We start from the raw sequence: 19,602 nt of genomic DNA, 5'->3' as shown, positions 1-19,602 counted from the left end.
CGGCCGGTGTCGTGCCCGGCGGGCTCGTGCCCGACGGGTGGTGGGTCAGCGCGACGCGCCGGCGGCGGCCGGTGCGAAGCGCTCGAGTCGGTAGACGCGGCTCGCCGTGCCCCCGAGCACCGCTCGGCGGTCCTCCGGGTCGGCGAACTCCGCGGTGAGGGCGGCGCGGATGTCGTTCCACGCGGTCGCGTAGTCGGTGCGCAGCAGGACGACGGGCCAGTTGCTCGCCGCCATCAGGCGGTCGGGCCCGAACAGGCCCGCCACGTGCCGGATGAAGGGGGTCACCGCGTCGATGTCCCAGGCCGCCCAGGCGCTGAGCACGTCGATGCCGACCGAGACCTTCACGCTCACGTTGGCGTTGCCCGCCAGCCGGGCGATGTTGCCGGCCCACGGGAGCCAGCCGCCGGAGTCGACGGGCGGGCGGCCGAGGTGGTCGACGACGATCCGCAGATCGGGCACGGCCTCGGCGAGCGCGGTCACGTTCCGGATCTGCGCCTCGGTGATCGGGACGACGTCCCAGGCGAGCCCGCGCGCGGCGATGTCGCGGAACAGGGCCCGCACGTCGTCCTCGCCGAGCCAGTCCAGGGGGTCGTCGGCGACGAGGCAGCGGACGCCGACGTGCTTGGGGAGGTCGAGGCGCTCGAGCTCGGCGCGGGCCGCTGCCGGCTCGCGGACGGGGAGCCAGCTGACGATCCCGACCACGGTCGGGTGCTCGGCGTAGGCGGCGAGCCGGTCGTTCTCGCCCGGCTCGTCGACGGACTGCATCACGACGGTGCCGTCGATGCCCGCCGCCTCGAGCAGCGGGTCGAGATCCTCGGGCCCGAAGTCGCGGGCGATCGCGTCGTGGTGGGCCCGGCGCCAGGGCTGATCCTGGGCGGCCGTGCGCCAGTAGTGCTGATGGGCGTCGATGACCGGTGCGGTGTCCGCCGTCGGTGTCCCGTCGCTCTCCGTGTTCTGCATCACTGTCCTTTCCAGTCGGGGTGCTCCTTCGCCAGGAAGGCGCGGACGCCCTCGGCGAAGTCGTCGCTGCCGTAGCAGAGGTCGAGCAGGTCGTCGTTGGAGGGGGCGCCGGCGGCGTCCTCGATGCGGCGGATCGTCTCCTTGAGGGACCGCAGGGTGAGGGGCGCCGAGCGGCGGAGGCCGGTGAGCACCTTGCCGGTGAGCGCGTCGAGCTCCCCGGGCTCGGCCAGCGCCGACACGAAACCGCCGGCGACCAGCTCCTCGGCGGGCAGCAGGGAGGCGGTGAGCAGCATCGCGGTCGCGCGGCCCGAGCCCATCCGCGCCGCGACGCGGGCGACCACAGCCGACGGGAGGCAGTTGCCGACGGTCCGCGCGATCGGTGCCCCGAAGACGGCTCCGCGCTCGGCGAGGATCAGGTCGCAGCTCGCCGCGATCGCCAGTCCCGCTCCGACGGCCGGGCCGCGGACGACCGCGAGGGTCGGCACGGGCAGCGAGCGGATCGCCTCGAGCACCCGGCCGACGCGCCGCTCGTAGGCGACGCCGTCGGCTCCGGTGCGCAGGTCGGTCAGCGAGGCGATGTCGGTCCCCGCCGCGAAGCCGTCGTCTCCGCCTCCGGTCACGACCACGGCGACGAGCCCCGAGGCGTCGCCGGCGGCGGCGAGGTGCTCGTCGAGCTGCTCGTACATCGGCCAGGTCAGCGCGTTGCGCTTGCCGGGATGCTCGAGCGTCAGGGTCAGGACGCCGTCGCTCGTCTCGGCGCTCACGCGGGCGGCCGCCTCTGTGCCGGTCCCGCCGGTCATGCCGGCGATCCGAGCGCGGGCGCGATCTCGCGCAGCACCTCGTCGGTGTGCTGACCGAGCAGCGGCGGAGGCGTCCGCACCTGCACCGGGGTGCCGCGGAGCTTCAGCGGAGAGCCGAGCACCATGGTGTGGCCCTCCACCGGGTGCTCGAACGAGGTGACCATCCCGCGCGCCTTCACGTGCGGGTCGTCCGTGAGGACCTGGTGGTAGTCGCGGATCGGACCGGCCGGAACCCCGCGGGCGAGCAGCCGGGCCACCCACTCGTCGGTGGTGCCGCCGGCCAGGTGCCGCTCGAGCTCGGCGGCGAGCTCGGCCCGGTGGTCCATCCGCCGGTTGTTGTCGACGAACCGCGGGTCGTCGAGGAGCTCGACGGCGCCGAGCGTCTCGCACAGCAGCCGCCAGAGCTTCTCGTTGTTGGCGCCGATGGTGAGGTGCCCGTCCGAGGTGGCGAGCGCCTGGTACGGCGCCGACATGCGGTTCGCCGAGCCGAGCGGCCGGGGCGGTTCGCCCGTGGACCAGTACTCCGTCGACTCCCAGACCGACATCGCCAGGGCCGCCTCGAACAGCGACGTCTCGAGGTACTGGCCCTCGTCGCCGTCACCGCGAGCGATGATCGCGCCGAGGATGCCGATGGTGCAGAACATGCCCGCTCCCAGGTCGGCGATGGGGATCGCCGACTTCATCGGCGCTCCGCCCTCCTCGCCCATGACGCTCATCACGCCCGTCATCGCCTGGGCGATCAGGTCGTAGCCGGGGTACTGCGAGTAGGGGCCGGTCTGGCCGAAGCCCGAGATGCTCGCGTAGATGATCCGCGGGTTCTCGGCGCGGACCGAGTCGTAGTCGATCCCGAGCCGGGCGGCGACGCCCGGCCGGAAGTTCTCGATCACGACGTCGGCCGTCCTGACCAGGGCGAGGAACGAGGCGAGATCCTCGCTCTTCTTCAGGTCGAGGCTGACGCTGCGCTTGTTGCGGTTCAGGGAGAGGAAGGCCCTGCTGTCGTCGCCGATCACCGAGTAGCCCCAGGAGGCCCGGGTCTGATCCCCCTTGTCGGGGTTCTCGATCTTGATGACATCGGCCCCGAGATCGGCGAGGACCATCGTGCAGTACGGCCCGGACATCACCTGGGTGAGGTCGAGGATCCGCACACCCGCGAGGGCCGAGCGGGTCGGGGCGTCGTCGACGCCGGTTCCGGTGGTGGGTGGCATGGCAGAGCCTTCCTCTCAGCGTGCGGGCGTCACTGACCGAGCGAGGCGTTCGCCTCGTCGAAGAACGTCTGCACGGCCTCGTCGATGGTCTTGCGCTCGAAGGAGACGTCCTCGTAGGCCCGCTTGAACGAGGCCTCGAACGTGGCCTGGTAGCCGGGCGGGAAGACGATCGACGTCGGGTCCTGCGCGACGATCTCCTGGAACAGCTCGAGCTCGTGCTTCTTCGTCTCCGGCAGCGACTCGTCGGCCAGCAGCGCGTCGAGGACGACCGTGTTGCTCGGCGCCCCGTTGTCGGCGGCGAAGGTCGACCCCGCCTCCGGGTCGTTCGTGAAGAAGTCGATGAACGCGGCCGCGGTGGGCACGTTGTCGCAGGTCTTCGGGATCGCGAAGCCGGAGGGGTAGAGCGCGTTGCCCGATCCCGCCTCACCGCTGGGGTAGGGGAACGTCGTGATGACCGCGTCGCCGCGGCCCGCGAGGGTGGCGGAGGCGGGGGTCAGCGCGTTCCCGGGAAGGGTGTCCGAGAGCAGCTGGCCGTTCGCGAAGTAGCCCTGGTCGGTCGCCGTCGGCTCTTCGGCCGTGCGCTCGCGGGTCTCGGTGACGCCGCTGGTGCGCATCTCCTCCCACATCGTCCAGTACTCGGTGAGGTCCTCCTCGGTGAAGCCGAGCTTGCCGTCGTCGCCGAACATCGAGAGCCCGTTGGCGAGGGTCCAGCCGATGAAGTAGTTCGGCCGGCCTCCGCTGGAGTCCACGGCGCGGCTCCCCTCCGGCAGGGTCGCCGACGCCTCGGTCAGCCATTCGGTGTAGTCGTCCCAGGTGTACCCGTCGGGGAGCGGCTCCACTCCTGCCTGCTCGGCGAGGGTCAGGTTCACGCCGATCGCGTCGTAGGCGGCGCCGTAGGGCAGGAAGTAGAGGTTGCCGTCGGTGCCGCGCCCCGTGTCGAGGACCGCCTCGGGGATGTCGTCGACCGAGATGGCGCCCGACTCGATCATCGGATCGAGGGGGAGCAGCAGGTCGTTCTTCGTGTAGTCGTTGACCTGGCGGCCCTGGAGCTGGACGGCGCAGGGCATCGATCGGCTCGAGGCCTGCACGTTGAGCTTGTCGAAGTAGCCGGCGAACTCCCCGGCCTGCCGGTCGGTGGTCACTCCGTCGTTGGCCGCCTCGAAGAGGTCGATGACGGCGTTCGTCTTCTGGTTGCGGCTGTCGCCGCCCCACCAGGCGATCGCGATCTCTCCGGTGACGTCGCCCTGTCCGTCCTGGCCGGAGGCGCCGGCTGCTGCGCCGCCGCCTCCTCCGGAGCAGGCGGTGAGGGCGAGTGCCGCGGCACCCAGGAGGGCGCCAGCGACGATGCTGTTCTTCCGCGTCATGGGGTTGCGTTTCCTATTCTCTCGATGGTGCGTTGCAGGTGGTGCAGGGTCATTTGAGGCCGGTGGTCGCGATGCCCTCGATGAGGAGGCGCTGCGACACGATGAAGAAGCCGATGATGGGGACGAGTGAGAGCGTCGCCATCGCGAAGAGGGGGCCGTAGGTGCTCGCTCCGGTGGAGTCGAGGAAGGCGCTGAGGCCCAGCGGAACCGTCTTGAGGCTGTCGCGGTTGAGGTACAGCAGCGGCCCGAGGAAGTTGTTCCAGCTGGCGATGAAGGTGAACATCGCCGTGGTGCCGATGGCCGGGAGCGCGAGCGGCATGATGATCCGCCCGAAGATCCTGAAGTGGCCGCAGCCGTCCAGTCGCGCCGACTCGTCGAGCTCTCGGGGCAGGCCGCGGATGAACTGCACCATCAGGAAGATGTAGAAGGCCTCGACTCCGAGCCAGTGCGGCACGACCAGGGGGAGGTAGGTGTTCACCCAGCCCAGGTTGTTGAACAGGATGTACTGCGGCACGAGGGTGACGTGCGTCGGGAGCAGCATCGTGGCGAGCATGATCGCGAACAGGCTCCGCCGGAACGGGAACTCGAGCCGGGCGAACGCGTAGGCGGCCAGCGAGCAGGCGAAGAGGGTGCCGACGATCGTCAGGACCGTGATGATCGTGGAGTTCAGGAAGTACTGCGAGAAGTTCACCTGCCCCTCGCTCCAGCCCGAGACGTAGTTGTCGAGGGTGAAGCTGCTGCCGAAGAGGCCGATCGTCGTGAAGACCTCGTTGCTCGGCCGGAACGAGGCGGCGATCATCCAGAGCAGGGGGTAGAGGATCGCGAACAGCAGCGACGCGAGCACCGCGTGCTTGATGACGACCCGGAGCAGGCGGTTCTTCACCGGGCGGGTCGGGTAGATGCCGGCTCGGCGGGGCCGCTGCACGGCGGGGCGGGCGAGGGTGGATTCAGCAGTCATGTCGCGTCACTTGTCTCCGTAGTGGACCCAGTACTTCGAGCTCCAGAAGAACAGCGCGGTGAAGACGCCGAGGATGGCGACCAGAACCCAGGCCAGCGCTGACGCGTAGCCCATGTTCAGCTGTCCGAAGCCCTGCTGGTACAGGTAGAGGGTGTAGAAGAGCGTCGAGTCGGCGGGGCCGCCGGTCCCTCCGCTGATCACGTAGGCCGGGGTGAACGCCTGGAAGGCGTTGATGGTCACCATGAGGCTGTTGAAGAAGATGATCGGCGTCATCATCGGCAGCGTGATCGAGAAGAACCGTCGGACCTTGCCCGCTCCGTCGACCTGGGCCGCCTCCTGCATCTCGAGGGGCACCTGCCGCAGGCCCGCCAGGAAGATGATCATCGTCGAGCCGAAGGCCCAGATCGCGAGGACGATGATCGTCATCAGCGCGGTGTCGGGGCTGCCGACCCAGCTGAGGTGCTCGATCCCGAACGCGGCGAGGACCTGGTTGATGATGCCGTCGGCACCCCAGATGACCCGCCAGAGTGCGGCGACGGCGACCGAGGCGCCCAGCAGCGACGGCAGGTAGAACAGCGCCCGGTAGCCGGTGAGGAACCCGATCTTCGAGTTGAGCAGCAGCGCGACGAGCATCGAGACGACGAGGATCAGCGGCACCGCGACCACGACGTACGCGGCCGTGACGATCATCGAGGTGATCGCCCGCGAGTCCGAGGTGAAGATCGTGACGTAGTTGTCGAAGCCCACCCAGTTCGCGACCGGAGCGAGGAGGTTGTAGTCGGTGAAGCTGAGGTAGAGCGAGTAGAGCATTGGGCCGAGGGTCAGACCGAAGAGGCCGAGGAGCCACGGTGCCAGGAAGACGAAGGCGGCCAGGCCGCGGTCCTTCTTGCGGGCGCGGGTCCCGCTCGGTGCGGTGGGCGTGCCGACGTCGAGTCGCGTCGCCGTCGGTGTCGTCGTGGCGGTCACGGGGTGCGTCCTTCCAGGTGTGCTCGGGCGTCGGCTTCGATCCGATCCCCGACGGTGGCGTGCAGGTGCTCGCCGAGCGGCGCGGACAGAGACGCGGAGTGGGCCGCGTCGATGAACTCGCGGAGGTCCTTGCGCCAGGGGCGGCCGTCGGCCGAGCTGCCGCTGCTGTCGTAGTCGGCGACGATGTCGTCGAAGAAGCCCCAGTGGCGGCCGACCCAGGTGTCGCCGGTCGAGGCCGCGATCGCCTCGAGGGCGGCGGAGGGGTCGACGTCGAAGGCGCCGGTCAGCGCGAGGCCCTCGTGGAGGGCGTCCACGGCCGCGAACATCGTCAGCTGGTTGGCGAGCTTCACGGCCGAGCCCGCGCCCACCGGGCCGAGCCGGAAGCGGCGGTCGCCCAGAGCGGCGAGGACGGTGTCGGCGTGCGCGATCGTCTCGTCGTCGCCTCCGAGGAAGAGGGCGAGACGGCCGTCGCGGGCCGCCGCGGGCCCGCCGCTGACGGGCGCCTCGATCAGCGCGATGCCCGACTCGGCGAGGCGGGCCGCCAGCGAGCGGGCGGCGGTCGGGAGGACGGTGCTGTGCAGCAGGACGGTCCGAGCGCCGGAGCCGGCCGTCAGCGTGCCGTCGTCGAGCAGGGCCTCGAGGGCGCGTTCGTCGGGAGTGGCGACGCAGACCGTGGGGCAGTCGAGGACGTCGTGGGCCGATCCGGCCGTGGCGCCCGCTCGCTCGACGCGGTCGACGCGGTCGGCGGAGGGATCGTGAGCGACGACGGCGAATCCGGAGTCGATCAGGCGGAGGGCCATCGCGAGGCCGAGGTTGCCGAGCCCGAGGAAGCCGAGCTGGTGAGATGCGCTCACTGTTCTCCTTCTCGTCATTGAGGTGGTGCGGAGGGCGAGGAGCCGGATCGTGGCTGCTTCGTATACTGTCTACAACAGACAATCGCCGAACGCAACCGGCGGTTCTACACTGAGCGCACGGCACGGATCGAGGAGGCAGGCGCATGGTCGGTGATCGACGTGGTGGCCCGGAGTCGGCGATGGCGAGGCTCGAGGCGCCCAGCCTGGTGACGATGGCCGCCGACGCCGTGAGGGCGAAGATCCTGGCGGGCGACCTCGCGCCGGGCGACCGCCTGATCGAGGAGCGGCTCACCGAGGAGCTCGCCATCAGCAGGCCGCCGCTGCGCGAGGCGCTGCGGCTGCTCGAGAACGAGGGCATCATCGATCGCCTGCCGCGCCGCGGGACGTTCGTGAAGACTCTGACCGACCAGGACGCCCACGAGATCCTGACGATCCGCTCGGCCCTCGAGCGCCTCGCCTTCGAGACGGGCATCCCCGTGTCGGACGCGTCGCGGCTCGAGCCGGCCCGCCGCGCTCTCGACGAGATGCAGCGCTCCGCCTCCCTCGAGGACAGGGGGAACCTCGTCCTGGCGGGGTACGCGTTCCATTCGGCGCTGATCCGGATCGCGGGCAACTCGCGCCTCGAGGCGATCTACGCCTCGGTGCAGCAGCAGATCCTCCTCTGCATGTCGCGCAACCTGATCGCGCGCGAGCGGTTCTACGAGGATCTCGACGAGCACGTCGCCCGGCACCGGCACCTGCTCGACGTGGTGAGCGCCGGCGACGTCGCCGCCGCCCTGGCCGAGCTCGCGGTGCACGGGGCGGGCTCGTTCGAGGCCCAGGTCTCCCGGACGCTCTAGTCGATCCCGGGGAGGCGCACGGCGGCCGCGTGATCGCTGCGCCCGGCTGCGGATCGCTGCGGTTCCCGCAGGCGGCGAGGTGTGTCCCGCTCTGCGGCCCGCAGTCACCGCGTCGTGGATCGACGGACCGCGAGAGAGCGCTCTCACAAATGTCTTGACCTCTGCCACACCCCTCCGTATGCTCGCAGCACACCTCGTGAGAGCGCTCTCACAGACGCGACACAGCCGCGTGAGAGCGCTCTACGAGATGCCCTGACACCCATCACGAAGGAGTGACCGTGCCCACCTCACGACGCACCAGGATCGCCGCGGCGATCGCCAGCGCCTCCGCCCTCGCCCTGCTCGTCACCGGCTGCTCGTCGGGTTCCGACGCGGCCGAGGGCGGCGACATCGAGCTCACCGTCACCACGTTCGGCACCATGGGGTTCGACGACCTCTACGCCGAGTACGAGGCGGCCAACCCGGGGATCACCATCGTCCCCAACAACATCGACACCGGCGGCAACGCTCGGACCGACGCCTTCACCAAGCTCGCAGCGGGCTCCGGGCTCGCCGACGTCGTCGCCATCGAGGAGGGCTGGCTCGGCTCCGTCATGGAGGTGTCCGACCAGTTCGTCGACCTGCGCGACTACGGGATCGAGGACCGCAAGGCCGACTGGGTCGACTGGAAGTACGAGCAGGCGACCGACCCCGACGGCCGGGTCATCGGCTACGGCACCGACATCGGCCCCGAGGGCCTCTGCTACAGCACCGCCGCCTTCGAGGCCGCCGGCCTGCCGACCGATCGCGCGGCGGTCGCCGAGCTGCTCGGCGGCGCGGACGCGACCTGGGAGGACTACTTCGCCGCCGGGAAGCAGTACCACGACGCCACCGGCAAGGCCTGGTACGACCACTCCGGATTCGTGTGGAACGCCATGGTCAACCAGCTTCCCGAGGGCTACTACACCGCCGACGGCGAGCTGAACGTCGACGGCAACGCCGAGCTCGAGGAGCGCTGGGGCTGGCTCGCCGACGGCGCCGCCACGGGTCTCTCGGCCGCGCAGAAGGCGTGGGACTGGAACAAGGGCAAGTCGTTCACCGACGGCACCTTCGCGACCTTCGTCTGCCCGGGCTGGATGCTCGGCGTCGTCAAGAGCCAGGTCGAGGCCGGCGGCGGCGACCCGGAGGCGACCGGCTGGGACTTCGCCGACGTCTTCCCCGGAGGACCCGCCAACTGGGGCGGCTCGTTCCTCTCGGTCCCCACGCAGTCGGAGCACCCCGAAGAGGCGGCGGCGCTCGCCTCGTGGCTGAGTGAGCCGGAGCAGCAGCTCGCCGCGTTCGACGTCGCCGGCCCGTTCCCCAGCACGACCGTGGCCCAGGAGGATCTCGCCTCGGCGGCCGAGGCCGATCCCGCCTTCAGCGGCGCTCCCACCGGGGCGATCCTCGCCGAGCGCGCCGACGGAGTGGTCGCCCAGTACAAGGGCCCGGACGACTCGCTGATCCAGGAGAACGTCTTCGGTCCCGTCCTGCAGAAGGTCGACCGCGGTGAGCTCGACGGCGACAAGGGCTGGTCGGAGGCGCTCCAGCTCCTCGACGAGATCGTCGACTGACCCACTCCCTCCGCGTCGGGGGCCCCGGCCGCACCGCCGGGGCCCCCGACGGCACCCCGACTCGAAGAGAGCGATCGTCATGACGAGCACACTGACCCCGCCGGACACGGCGACGCCACCCACCGCGAGGCGCCCCGCGCCCCGGTTCCCCCTGACCTTCCGGCAGCGCGTGAGCCGCTTCGACGTCAAGGCCTCGCCCTACCTCTACATCTCGCCGTTCTTCCTGCTCTTCGCGATCACCGGCGCCTTCCCGCTCGTCTACACGCTCGTCGTGTCGCTCTACGACTGGCAACTGCTGCAGGGCCAGGGCGACTTCGTCGGCCTCGGCAACTTCGCGGCGGTGCTGGGCGACCGGATGTTCTGGAACTCGATCGGCAACACGCTCAGCATCTTCCTGATCTCGACCATCCCGCAGCTCGCGGTGGCCCTGCTGCTCGCGGCGGCGCTCGACCAGTCGCTGCGCGCCCGCACCTTCTGGCGGATGAGCGTCCTGCTGCCCTACGTGGTGTCGCCGGTCGCCGTCGCCCTGATCTTCTCGAGCATCTTCAGCGACCAGGAGGGCCTGGCGAACAATCTGCTCGGCCTCGTCGGGATCGCCCCGATCGACTGGACCAACGACCGCCTCGCGAGCCACATCGCGATCGCCTCGATGGTCAACTGGCGCTGGACCGGCTACAACGCCCTCATCCTCCTCGCCGCGATGCAGGCCGTGCCCCGCGATCTGCACGAGTCGGCCGCACTCGACGGGGCGGGCAGCTTCCGCCGCTTCGTCTCGATCACCATCCCGAACATCCGCCCGACCCTGATCTTCGTGATCATCACGGCCACCATCGGCGGACTGCAGATCTTCGCCGAACCGCGCCTGTTCGACGTGTCGAACGCGGGAGGCATCGGCGGCTCGGACCGGCAGTTCCAGACGACCGTGCTCTACCTCTGGGAGATGGCGTTCTTCCGCCAGAACTTCGGCGAGGCGGCTGCCGTCGCCTGGCTCCTCTTCCTCCTGATCGTGCTGATCGGACTGGTCAACTTCGCGATCTCGCGGCGCATCGCCTCCGTCGAGAACCGCGTCGCCTCGAAGCGGAGCCGGCGCCGCGCCGCGCGCACCGCCGACGAGATCGCCTCCACCGACCCGCTCCTGCGCACCACCGGCCTCGGCCAGAAAGCGAGCGACCGATGACCGCCCCCGCCACCACCGCCGTGTTCCCCGTGCGGCGGGCCGCCCGCCGCCGCGGGGCCGGCCGCGTCGACCGGCCCGGATTCCTCACCTACGGCCTGCTGAGCGCGTTCATCCTCGGCTCGACCTACCCGCTGTGGTGGTCGTTCGTCGTCGCGAGCGGCACGAACGCGACCCGCGGCGAGACCCTGCCGCTGATCCCCGGCGGCAACTTCCTCGCCAACGCCGCCGAGGTGTTCACCGCGATCCCGTTCTGGACGGCGCTGCTCAACAGCATCGTCGTCTCGGGAGTGATCACTCTCTCGGTCGTGTCGTTCTCGACACTGGCCGGCTACGCCTTCGCCAAGCTGAAGTTCCGCGGTCGCGACGGGCTGATGATCACGGTCGTCGCCACGATGGCGATCCCGACGCAGCTCGGCATCATCCCGCTCTTCATCCTGATGCGGCAGCTCGGCTGGACGGGGACGCTCGGCGCCGTGATCGTGCCGACGCTGGTGACCGCCTTCGGCGTCTTCTTCATGCGCCAGTACCTGGTCGACGTGATCCCGGACGAGCTGATCGAGGCGGCGCGGGTCGACGGGGCGAACCAGTTCCGCACGTTCCTCACCGTGGCCGTCCCGGCGGCGCGACCGGCGATGGCGATCCTGGCGCTGTTCACGTTCATGATGGCGTGGACGGACTTCCTCTGGCCGCTGATCGTGCTGAGCCCGACGAATCCGACGCTGCAGACGGCCCTCGCGCAGCTGCAGTCCGGCTACTACGTCGACTACTCCGTCGTGCTGACGGGCGCGGTGCTGTCGATCATCCCGCTCCTGGTGCTGTTCGTGCTGGCCGGGCGTCAGCTCATCGCGGGGATCATGGGCGGCGCCGTCAAGGGCTGAGCGGGGCTCCCGGGCCAGCGGCCGGGGGGTGCCGCCTCGGGGGCGTTCGGCTCGCAGGATCGGGTTCGGCTCGTCGGGATCGGCGGTCTCTGCGAGCCGGACTCGATTCCGCGAGCCGGAGGTGCTCTGCGGCCGGACCCGGGGAACGTCCGGGTCGCGGGGGTCGTCTCCGGCTCGTCGGAGCCGAAGGTGAGCCGGTCGTGTCCCGACGAGTCGCCGATCCGCGCCCGGCCGCTCGGAGGGGCCGCTCGGCGCCGCTCCACTAGCCTCGGATCCACCCGATCGAAAGGCCCCGATGAGCAACGACACCGCCGCGCCGACCCTCGAAGCCGTCGCCGCGCTCGCGGGAGTCTCGCGGGCCACGGTCAGTCGCGTCGTCAACAACTCCCCGCGGGTCAAGGACGAGGCCGTGCGCGCGGTGCGCAGCGCGATCGAGCAGCTCGGCTACGTGCCCAACCTCGCGGCCCGGTCGCTCGCGAGCAGGCGCACGCGCGCCATCGCGCTCGTCGTGCCCGAGTCGACCGCGAAGGTGTTCGCCGACCCGTTCTTCGCCTCCGTCGTGCAGGGCGCTGCGCTGCGTCTCTCCGACACCGAGTACACGCTCAACATCGTCATCGCCTCGGAGGCGACGCCCGAGAAGACGCGGCGCTACCTGCTCGGCGGCAACGTCGACGGCGCGCTCGTGGTCTCGCACCACAGCGGCGACCACTCCTACGCTCGCCTCGGCTCCTCCCTCCCGATCGTGTTCGGCGGCCGGCCGCTCGCGGAGGAGGCAGACGGCTACGTCGTCGACGTCGACAACGTCGCGTCGGCGCGGCTGATGACCGAGCACCTGCTCGGCCTCGGGAGGCGCCGCCCGGCGATGATCGCGAGCCGGCAGGACATGCCGGCGGCCGTCGACCGGCTCGCGGGCTGGCGCTCGGCGGTCGTCGCGGCCGGCCTCGACGACACCCTGGTCGAGTACGGCGACTACTCCCTCGACGACGGGGCCGACGCGATGGCGCGCCTCCTCGACTCCGGACGCCCGATCGACGCGGTCTTCGCCTCGAACGACCAGATGGCGGCCGGCGCTCTGACGGTGCTTCGGGCCCGCGGGCTGTCGGTGCCGACGGAGGTGGCGCTCGCCGGATTCGACGGCGACTCGTTCGCCCAGGCGGGCGATCCTCCGATCACCACGATGCGCCAGCCCGTCAACGGGTTCGGCGAGGCGATGGCCTCGGTGCTGGTGCGCGTGCTGGCGGGGGAGGACGTGCCGCGGACGACGATCCTGCCGACGGAGCTGCTGGTGCGCGGCTCGACGGTCGCGGGCGCCTGACGGGCCCTCGTCCCGTTCCGGGTGACCGCGGATCTAGGTGCAACTACCGGCTCGGCCACCCGCCTCGACGCCTCCGATCCGGCGCGCTGCGGAGGAGCCGGTGGGCGAGCCCCAAAGTGGGGACGCCGCGCGTTCGGCGACTGCGTCACACTGCATCCGCGCGAGTGAGCCGACTGCGAGAAGCGGACCGAACTGCTGCGTGATCGACGCCCCTCCTGCGCGTCGAACGGAGTACCGCACCGAGCTCGCCGGGTGCAGAGAGCCGGAAGGGCTGCAACGCGCCATGACCACCACGACTTCTGCGGCGCGCCGACGCGTGCTGCCCGCCTGGGCGGCCCTCCTCGCCCTCCTCTCGACGCTTCTGTCTGCCGCGCCCGCGAGTGCTGCTTCGGCGGCAGGCACGACGGTGACCCTGACCGGAGTGGTCAGAACGCTGGCCGTGGACGTCGTTCCCGAGGCGGAGGACGGAGCGCGGTCCTCGGCGGCGCAGGAGGACGTCCTCCAGAAGGTCCTCATCGTCGGCGATCGCACGTACGACCTCGCCGGACTCGCTGTGGACAGCGACATCGTCGCTCGGATCGTCGGACGCCTCGTGGACTCACGACTCGAGGTGCTCTCGGTCTCGGCGCTCGGAGACGCGATCGCCGCACCGCAGACTCGGGGCGTCGCCGGAGTCGCGTCGGTTCCGACGACGGGGACGACCAGAGTGCTGACGATGCTGGCGTACTGGACCGAGCCGGATTCGGTGACGCCGGCGAGAGCCGCGTCCGTGATGTACAGCGACGGGAACGCCTGGTTCCGCGATGCGTCCTACTCGACGCTGGGTCAGGTCGGCGACGTCACCCCCTGGCTGAAGATCGACGGGCCGGCCGGTGGCTGCTACGCCGATCGTCATCAGATCATGTCGCAGGCCCAGGCGGCCGCCGCGGCGGTCGGCTTCGATCCGGCGGCGTACGACAACGTCGTCGTCTACTTCCCGAACTGCGGCGGCGACGCCGCCGGTTACGCAGGGTGGGGATACGTGGGTGCGACCGGGACATGGTTGAACGGCTACATGAATCGGCGGGTCTCGGTCCACGAACAGGGCCACAACTACGGCCTGTGGCACAGCCACTCCTACATCTGCGACCAGGGCGGCCTCTCGGGCGACTGCTACCTGAGCGACTACGGCGACCCCTACGACGCGATGGGCAACTCGAACTACGTCGGTCACTTCAACGCCTCGCAGAAGAGCCTCCTCGGATGGCTGGACGGGCGAACGGTCGACCTCTCGTCCGGCGGCTCCGCGACTCTCGTCCCGATGGCCGATGACGGGATGGGCACGCACGCTGCGGTGATGCGCCGGGAGAACGGGACGTCGTACTGGGTCGAGTACCGCCAGCCTGTCGACTTCGACTCCGGGCTTCCGGTCGAGGCCACGGACGGCGTTCTGATCCACGTGTCCGGCCCCGATTCGGGGAGCCCCGACACCGGCGCCAGTCTCATCGATCCGCTGACCTCGGACGGGAACTCCGCGTACGAGTCCTCCCTGAGCGCCGGCGAGTCGTGGCGGAGCCCGGACGGCGTGCTTCTGCGTGTCGGAGCGGTGACCGCCGAGGGTGCCACCGTGACCGTGTCGACGGCGCCCTCGCCGGCGCTGCAGGTCACACCCTCTCAGCTCGACTTCCCGACGACGACGGTCGGGACCCGCTCCGCCGCGCAGGTCGTCACCCTCCGGAACACCGGCAACGCTCCGCTCCCGCTGACCTCGATCGCGACGACGGGCCCCGACGCCGCAGCCTTCGTCCGCGGCACGACATCGTGCGGCACGACGCTGGCCGTCGCCGCGAGCTGCACCGTGCCGATCCAGTACGCCCCCACGGTGGACGACTACGACTCGGCGCAGCTCACCATTGTCGACGGGGCAGCCGGAAGCCCGCACATCGTCGAGCTCTACGGCTACAGCGTCCCGGGTCTGCAGACCTCGATGCCGACGCCGGTCGTGTCGGGATCGGCGGTGGTCGGCCAGACCCTGACCGCGAACGCGGGGACCTGGGATCCGGGGGTCACCCTCGCCTACCAGTGGAAGCGGAAGGGCGGCGCCTACATCGCCGGGGCCACGGGACCGAGCTACACCCTCACGGCCTCCGACCTCGGAACGACGGTCTCGGTCTCGGTGACCGGCACCAAGCCGGGCTACTATCCCGCGACGAAGAGCAGCGCCTCGACGGCCACGGTGACGAACGCGACGGCGATCACCGGCCCGACTCCCACCGTCACCGGCTCGGCCGTGGTCGGAGGAACGCTCACGGCGGTTCCCGGCAGCTGGTCGCCGGCACCGGTGGCTCTCGCCTACCAGTGGCGGCGAGGAGGAGCGGCGATCACCGGCGCGACCGCGTCGACCTACTCGCCGGTCGCCGCCGACTCCGGCGCGGCGATCACCGTGACGGTCACCGGCACGAAGACCGGGTTCACGGCGGTGTCGAAGTCGAGCGCCGCCGTCACCGTCGCCGCGGGCCCCCTCACGCTGACGCCCACCCCCACGATCTCGGGTGCCACGAGCGTCGGCTCGACCCTGACCGCGAGAGCCGGCACCTGGGACTCCGGAGTGTCTCTGACCTACCAGTGGAAGAGGAGCAACGGCGTGTCCATCAGCGGCGCGACCTCCTCGACCTACGTGCTCACCTCGGCCGACGTCGGCGCGACCGTCACCGTCTCGGTGACGGGGACCAAGCCGGGCTACTCTCCGGCCACCAGGACGAGCGCCGCCACCGCGGTCGTCACGGCGGGATCGACCGCGATCACCGGGCCTGTTCCCACGATCACGGGCACGGCGACCGTCGGGCAGACTCTGACGGCGGTCGCGGGGACGTGGTCGCCCGCTCCCGTCGCGCTCGCCTACCAGTGGCGGCGCGGAGGGACCGCGATCAGCGGAGCGACGGGCTCCACCTACCGGCTCGTCGCCGCCGACGTGAACGCGCAGATCACCGTCTCCGTCACCGGATCGAAGACCGGGTCGACGAGTGTCACACGGGTCAGCACGGCGATGACGATCGCGCCCGCCCTCCAGACGCTGATGCCCACCCCGACGATCACCGGCACTCGGACGGTCGGCCAGACTCTGACCGCGGTGCCGGGCACCTGGGACACCGGGGTCACTCTGAGCTACCAGTGGAAGCGGAACGGCGGCGTCTACATCAACGGAGCCACCAAGGCGACCTACGTGCTGACTGATCGCGATCTCGGCGCCACCCTCACCGTCTCGGTGACGGGGACGAAGCCCGGCTACTCGCCCGCCACGAAGACGAGCGCGACGACGTCGACCGTGGCCGCCGGAACGCTGACGGTCGCGACGCCGACGATCACCGGCACGGCGAAGGTGGGGCAGACCCTGACCGCTGTCCCGGGGACCTGGGGTCCGGGCACCGTCAGCTACACCTACCAGTGGAAGCGCGGCGGAGTCGCCGTCTCGGGAGCGACGGCAGCGACGTACAAGCCGGTCTCGGCGGACGCCGGCAAGGTGCTCACGGTGACGGTCACCGGCACCAAGCCGGGATTCACGACCGCCTCGAAGACGTCCGGAGGGAGGACCGTCGCGAAGTAGGGGCTCGCGGACGCATCACGGTGGCCGGTCAGTCCGCGTCGGTCTGCGCGACCCGGCGGTGCGCGAGGCGCCGCAGCGCGAGGATCACCGGCTCGTAGAGAGCGGTGCCGAGCACCGCGTAGGTGACGGCCTCCTGCCCCGTCATGTCGCCGATCGGCGCGACCTCGGCCTCGGCGAGCGGGAGGAGCGCCTCCCAGTACCGGCGGGCGATGCCCTCGTTCCACTCGAGTCCTGCCCGCTCCAGCCCCTCGAGCGCCCACTCGAGCTGGGCGGTCGCGGGGTACTCCGGGTCGAAGACGAACCCGAGCAGGTCGGCGGCAGCCCGTGCGCGATCGTGCGCTGAGGCGTCCGCGAGGTAGGGAGGCAGCGCGGCGACCGCCTGCCCGAGAGCCACGACCGGATCCTCGAGCGGCCCGTCGACGATCGCGAGGATCTCGCGCACCCTCGCGATCGGCAGCTCGCGCACCGCGGTGAGGGCCTGGATCAGCCGCACCCGGTCGAGGTGCTCCTGGCCGTACTCGGCGCGCGTGGGCGAGGTGACGACTCCGCGCTCGAGCATCCCCTCGCGGAGGTAGAACTTGAGCGTCGCGATCGGCACGCCGCTCGCGGCCGAGAGCTCGGAGATCTTCACGGCGTCCCCTCCTGGTCTTGCATTGGATACTATCGCTACCCAATACTGGGAACCGACACTATCCACCAAGCCAGGAGTCGCCATGGACCCCGTTCTCACGATCGTCGCCGGCGCGACGGTCCTCACCGTCATCGGCATCCTGTCCGGAGGGACCTTCCTCCTCCGGGTCGCGACGCGCGGCTCGGCCTTCAGCCCGCTGCAGAAGGCGTTCTTCCGGGCCGGCCACGCTCACGCCGGTGTCCTCGTGATCCTCTGCCTGCTCCTGCTCGACGCCGCAGCGGCGGCGCCCGCTCTGCAGTGGACCGCCGTCGGGGTGCTCGCCAGCGCACTCCTCATCCCCGGCGGCTTCTTCCTCTCGGTCCTTGGGCGCGATGTGCAGAAGCCCGGGCGGGCGATCGCCCTGCTCTGGGCCGGCGCGGCCGTGCTCGTCGTCGCGCTCCTCGCCGTCGGCACCGTGCTGATCGCGACCGGCGCGGGACGCCTCTGACGCGTCGCCGGCCTCGGTGGGTGTCGGTCGAGATCCGGCCCCGGGTGGTGGCGTGCGAGCGGACGCTCGTGCGGTCTTGCCGGCTCGGGATCGAGCGCCGGATGACGTGGAGGGCGGATCAGTGCTCGTAGACGTCACGGCGATGCCCGAGAGTCACGACGACGATCACGAGAACGCCGTCATCGACCGTGTAGAGAATCCGGTAGTCGCCCACGCGGACGCGGAATCCGGCCCGACCTCGGAGCGCCTTCGCGCCGGGCGGTCGTGGCTCCTCCCCGAGGAGGGCGATCGCGCCCTGCACGCGCGTGCGGTCGCGGGCGTCGATCTGCCGCAGTGCCTTCACTGCCGCGGGACGGAGCTCGATCCTGTAGCGGCTCACTGCCAGCCGAGGTCGGCCTTCGCCTGTGCCCAGGGGATGTTCTCGCCCTCCTCGGCGACAGCGGCGTCGAAGGCGAGCAGGTCCTCCGCCTCCTCGAGGGCGTCCCTCATCCGCTCGTACTGCTCAGGGCTGACGACGACCGCCTCCGCCTTGCCGTGACGCTCGACGAACACCGCTTCGGAGTGGGACTGCTCGAGCAGCTCGGCGAAGTTGGCGCGGGCCTCGGACACGGTGACGGTCGACATGGCTGAATTGTACTCTTCTTCAAGAGATCTGTACGGACGTCGCCGGTGTCGACGGCGGTCGCGACGACCACGTCGTCCTGCCGCCGACGATGATCCCCCGGGCGACGAGCAGGCGACCCGCCTAGCAGGAGCGCCTCAGTCGGGTCGCGACGACGCGTCCGTCGGCCACTCCTCGTACCACTCGCGCTCCTGGGCGACCTGCTGGTCCTCCATCCGGATCGGGTGGGACACGAGCCTGCCGCGTCGCGCCTCCAGTTCGGCAACGACCGCGTCGTCGCCGGGGAGCGACTCCGGACCCTCCGCGCTCTCGGTGACCAGCTGGCTGGCCGGCCCGATCAGCATCTCGGCCTCGTCGTCCGCACCGTCCGCGGTCAGACCGTGGATCACCACGGTGTCCGAGGATCGCACCCGGGCGAGGTCACGGGCGTAGGCGAGGACCGAGTGAGCGACGGCGTCCCCGATCACGAGGCTGCCGCCGAGGTACCGGAGTGTTTTCATGCCTCCACCTTCCGCTGTGCTCTTCGGCGACACGAGGGGGTTATGCCCGGGCCCCGTCCCGGCTAGAGGAGGCGGCGCCGGCCGTCGTGGGATGCGAAGGTCGGGTGCGGCGTCGGGTCAGCCCGTGAAGACCGTCGAGGAGCGCCGCTCGTACCAGTGCGCGAGGTGCTCGCCCGCGCGGAGGACGTGCTCGCGCATGATGTCGGCGGCCCGGTCGTGATCGCCCGCGACGAAGGCCTCGACGATCTGCTCGTGCTCGCGGAAGTTCTCCTCGCGGTGGCGCGAGTTCTCGCGCAGCACGAGGCCCGAGACGTTGCGCGGGAAGGCGTCGTTGATCTCGCCGAGCATGCGGCCCAGGCGCGTGTTGGCCGACGCCTGGTAGATCAGTCCGTGGAACTGGTCGTTGGCGCTGCCGTCGCGCTCGCTGGCGGTGCCCGCCGCGACGGCGAGCGAGCGCTCGTACATCGCGGTGTTGACCTCGCGGAGCTCGGCGATCGTCGCGTCGTCGAGCCGGTCGACGGCCCGCCTCGCGGCCAGCGCCTCGAGCTCGGCGCGCACCTCGTAGGCCTCGCGCACCTCCCAGGGCACGGGCACCCGCACGACGGCGCCGCGGTTGGGGACGACCTCGATGAGGCCGCCGGTCTGCAGCTGGCGCAGCGCCTCGCGCACGGGGGTGCGGCTGATGCCGAACTGGGAGGCGAGCTCGGCCTGGCGCAGAGGCGCGCCGATGGGGATCTCGCCCGACATGATCTTCGCGCGGATGCGCGCGGCCAGATCGTCGACGAGTGCGTTGTCGCCCTGGATGGTCACGGCGTGATCCCCCCTGATCGAGCGGCCGACGTGCCCGGCCGGGATCCAATCATGCCAGGTGTTG

19 protein-coding genes are annotated in these 19,602 nt (G+C 70.8%); 7 read left to right on the top strand and 12 right to left on the bottom strand.

Translation table 11 applies throughout. The annotated features are described in order from the left end of the window. Nucleotides 1-45: 45 nt before the first annotated feature. Genes B9Y99_RS15615 through B9Y99_RS15585 form a run of 7 tightly spaced genes read right to left on the bottom strand, consistent with a single transcriptional unit; the run spans nucleotide 46 to nucleotide 7,107 of the window. Nucleotides 46-960 carry an amidohydrolase family protein gene (locus B9Y99_RS15615; RefSeq protein ID WP_129588077.1) on the bottom strand — a complete coding sequence of 305 codons (915 nt, stop codon included), beginning with the start codon at nucleotides 958-960 and terminating at the stop codon, nucleotides 46-48. Then, nucleotides 960-1,760, bottom strand: coding sequence for an enoyl-CoA hydratase (locus B9Y99_RS15610; protein ID WP_085477558.1), 801 nt, complete (start codon nucleotides 1,758-1,760; stop codon nucleotides 960-962). Before B9Y99_RS15610 ends, B9Y99_RS15615 begins: the two co-directional genes overlap by 1 nt. Further along, a complete protein-coding gene (locus tag B9Y99_RS15605; protein ID WP_085477557.1) occupies nucleotides 1,757-2,965 on the bottom strand; it encodes a CaiB/BaiF CoA transferase family protein in 1,209 nt (402 codons plus the stop codon). Before B9Y99_RS15605 ends, B9Y99_RS15610 begins: the two co-directional genes overlap by 4 nt. 29 nt (nucleotides 2,966-2,994) lie before the next feature. Then, complete coding sequence (locus tag B9Y99_RS15600; RefSeq protein ID WP_085477556.1) at nucleotides 2,995-4,329, bottom strand: ABC transporter substrate-binding protein; 1,335 nt, start codon at nucleotides 4,327-4,329, stop codon at nucleotides 2,995-2,997. A 49-nt stretch (nucleotides 4,330-4,378) separates the two neighbouring features. After that, entirely contained in the window at nucleotides 4,379-5,287 is a 909-nt protein-coding gene (locus tag B9Y99_RS15595; RefSeq protein WP_085477555.1) for a carbohydrate ABC transporter permease, read from the bottom strand. A 6-nt stretch (nucleotides 5,288-5,293) separates the two neighbouring features. After that, complete coding sequence (locus B9Y99_RS15590) at nucleotides 5,294-6,253, bottom strand: carbohydrate ABC transporter permease (protein ID WP_244274994.1); 960 nt, start codon at nucleotides 6,251-6,253, stop codon at nucleotides 5,294-5,296. Continuing rightward, entirely contained in the window at nucleotides 6,250-7,107 is an 858-nt protein-coding gene (locus B9Y99_RS15585) for an NAD(P)-dependent oxidoreductase (protein ID WP_165759649.1), read from the bottom strand. Before B9Y99_RS15585 ends, B9Y99_RS15590 begins: the two co-directional genes overlap by 4 nt. 143 nt (nucleotides 7,108-7,250) lie before the next feature. On the opposite strand from B9Y99_RS15585, the gene B9Y99_RS15580 reads away from it, so the two are divergent. The 6 genes from B9Y99_RS15580 to B9Y99_RS15555 all read left to right on the top strand — a co-directional run bounded on the left by B9Y99_RS15580 (nucleotide 7,251) and on the right by B9Y99_RS15555 (nucleotide 16,488). After that, complete coding sequence (locus B9Y99_RS15580; protein WP_208856993.1) at nucleotides 7,251-7,946, top strand: GntR family transcriptional regulator; 696 nt, start codon at nucleotides 7,251-7,253, stop codon at nucleotides 7,944-7,946. 278 nt (nucleotides 7,947-8,224) lie between these two features. After that, nucleotides 8,225-9,535 (top strand): ABC transporter substrate-binding protein, encoded by a 1,311-nt coding sequence (locus B9Y99_RS15575; protein WP_085477855.1) that lies wholly within the window; start codon nucleotides 8,225-8,227, stop codon nucleotides 9,533-9,535. A 79-nt stretch (nucleotides 9,536-9,614) separates the two neighbouring features. After that, nucleotides 9,615-10,712: a carbohydrate ABC transporter permease gene (locus tag B9Y99_RS15570; protein ID WP_085477552.1), complete on the top strand. Its 1,098-nt coding sequence runs from the start codon at nucleotides 9,615-9,617 to the stop codon at nucleotides 10,710-10,712. Then, nucleotides 10,709-11,590: a carbohydrate ABC transporter permease gene (locus B9Y99_RS15565; RefSeq protein ID WP_085477551.1), complete on the top strand. Its 882-nt coding sequence runs from the start codon at nucleotides 10,709-10,711 to the stop codon at nucleotides 11,588-11,590. Before B9Y99_RS15570 ends, B9Y99_RS15565 begins: the two co-directional genes overlap by 4 nt. A gap of 295 nt (nucleotides 11,591-11,885) precedes the next feature. Continuing rightward, nucleotides 11,886-12,905: a LacI family DNA-binding transcriptional regulator gene (locus tag B9Y99_RS15560; RefSeq protein WP_085477550.1), complete on the top strand. Its 1,020-nt coding sequence runs from the start codon at nucleotides 11,886-11,888 to the stop codon at nucleotides 12,903-12,905. Between the two features lie 283 nt (nucleotides 12,906-13,188). After that, the gene (locus B9Y99_RS15555; RefSeq protein ID WP_085477549.1) at nucleotides 13,189-16,488 is read left to right on the top strand and encodes a choice-of-anchor D domain-containing protein; all 3,300 of its coding nucleotides are present in this window, start codon (nucleotides 13,189-13,191) and stop codon (nucleotides 16,486-16,488) included. Between the two features lie 28 nt (nucleotides 16,489-16,516). Here B9Y99_RS15555 and B9Y99_RS15550 read toward each other — a convergent pair whose 3' ends face one another. Further along, nucleotides 16,517-17,119, bottom strand: coding sequence for a MerR family transcriptional regulator (locus B9Y99_RS15550; RefSeq protein ID WP_085477548.1), 603 nt, complete (start codon nucleotides 17,117-17,119; stop codon nucleotides 16,517-16,519). A gap of 82 nt (nucleotides 17,120-17,201) precedes the next feature. On the opposite strand from B9Y99_RS15550, the gene B9Y99_RS15545 reads away from it, so the two are divergent. Beyond that, nucleotides 17,202-17,606 (top strand): hypothetical protein, encoded by a 405-nt coding sequence (locus tag B9Y99_RS15545; protein WP_085477547.1) that lies wholly within the window; start codon nucleotides 17,202-17,204, stop codon nucleotides 17,604-17,606. A 118-nt stretch (nucleotides 17,607-17,724) separates the two neighbouring features. Here B9Y99_RS15545 and B9Y99_RS15540 read toward each other — a convergent pair whose 3' ends face one another. The 4 genes from B9Y99_RS15540 to B9Y99_RS15525 all read right to left on the bottom strand — a co-directional run bounded on the left by B9Y99_RS15540 (nucleotide 17,725) and on the right by B9Y99_RS15525 (nucleotide 19,538). Next, entirely contained in the window at nucleotides 17,725-17,985 is a 261-nt protein-coding gene (locus B9Y99_RS15540; protein ID WP_085477546.1) for a type II toxin-antitoxin system RelE family toxin, read from the bottom strand. Beyond that, nucleotides 17,982-18,230 carry a type II toxin-antitoxin system Phd/YefM family antitoxin gene (locus tag B9Y99_RS15535; RefSeq protein WP_085477545.1) on the bottom strand — a complete coding sequence of 83 codons (249 nt, stop codon included), beginning with the start codon at nucleotides 18,228-18,230 and terminating at the stop codon, nucleotides 17,982-17,984. The genes B9Y99_RS15540 and B9Y99_RS15535 overlap by 4 nt, the downstream gene beginning before the upstream one ends. Nucleotides 18,231-18,365: 135 nt before the next feature. Further along, nucleotides 18,366-18,728 (bottom strand): hypothetical protein, encoded by a 363-nt coding sequence (locus B9Y99_RS15530; protein WP_085477544.1) that lies wholly within the window; start codon nucleotides 18,726-18,728, stop codon nucleotides 18,366-18,368. Nucleotides 18,729-18,845: 117 nt separating this feature from the next. Then, nucleotides 18,846-19,538: a GntR family transcriptional regulator gene (locus B9Y99_RS15525; RefSeq protein WP_085477854.1), complete on the bottom strand. Its 693-nt coding sequence runs from the start codon at nucleotides 19,536-19,538 to the stop codon at nucleotides 18,846-18,848. Nucleotides 19,539-19,602 lie beyond the last annotated feature (64 nt).

The sequence above is a fragment of the Rathayibacter oskolensis genome (assembly GCF_900177245.1).
In the GTDB taxonomy this organism is placed as follows: Bacteria; Actinomycetota; Actinomycetes; order Actinomycetales; family Microbacteriaceae; genus Rathayibacter; species Rathayibacter oskolensis.
The sequence above is the reverse complement of the archived record's forward strand: the minus strand, read 5'-3'. Positions and strand labels throughout refer to the sequence as shown.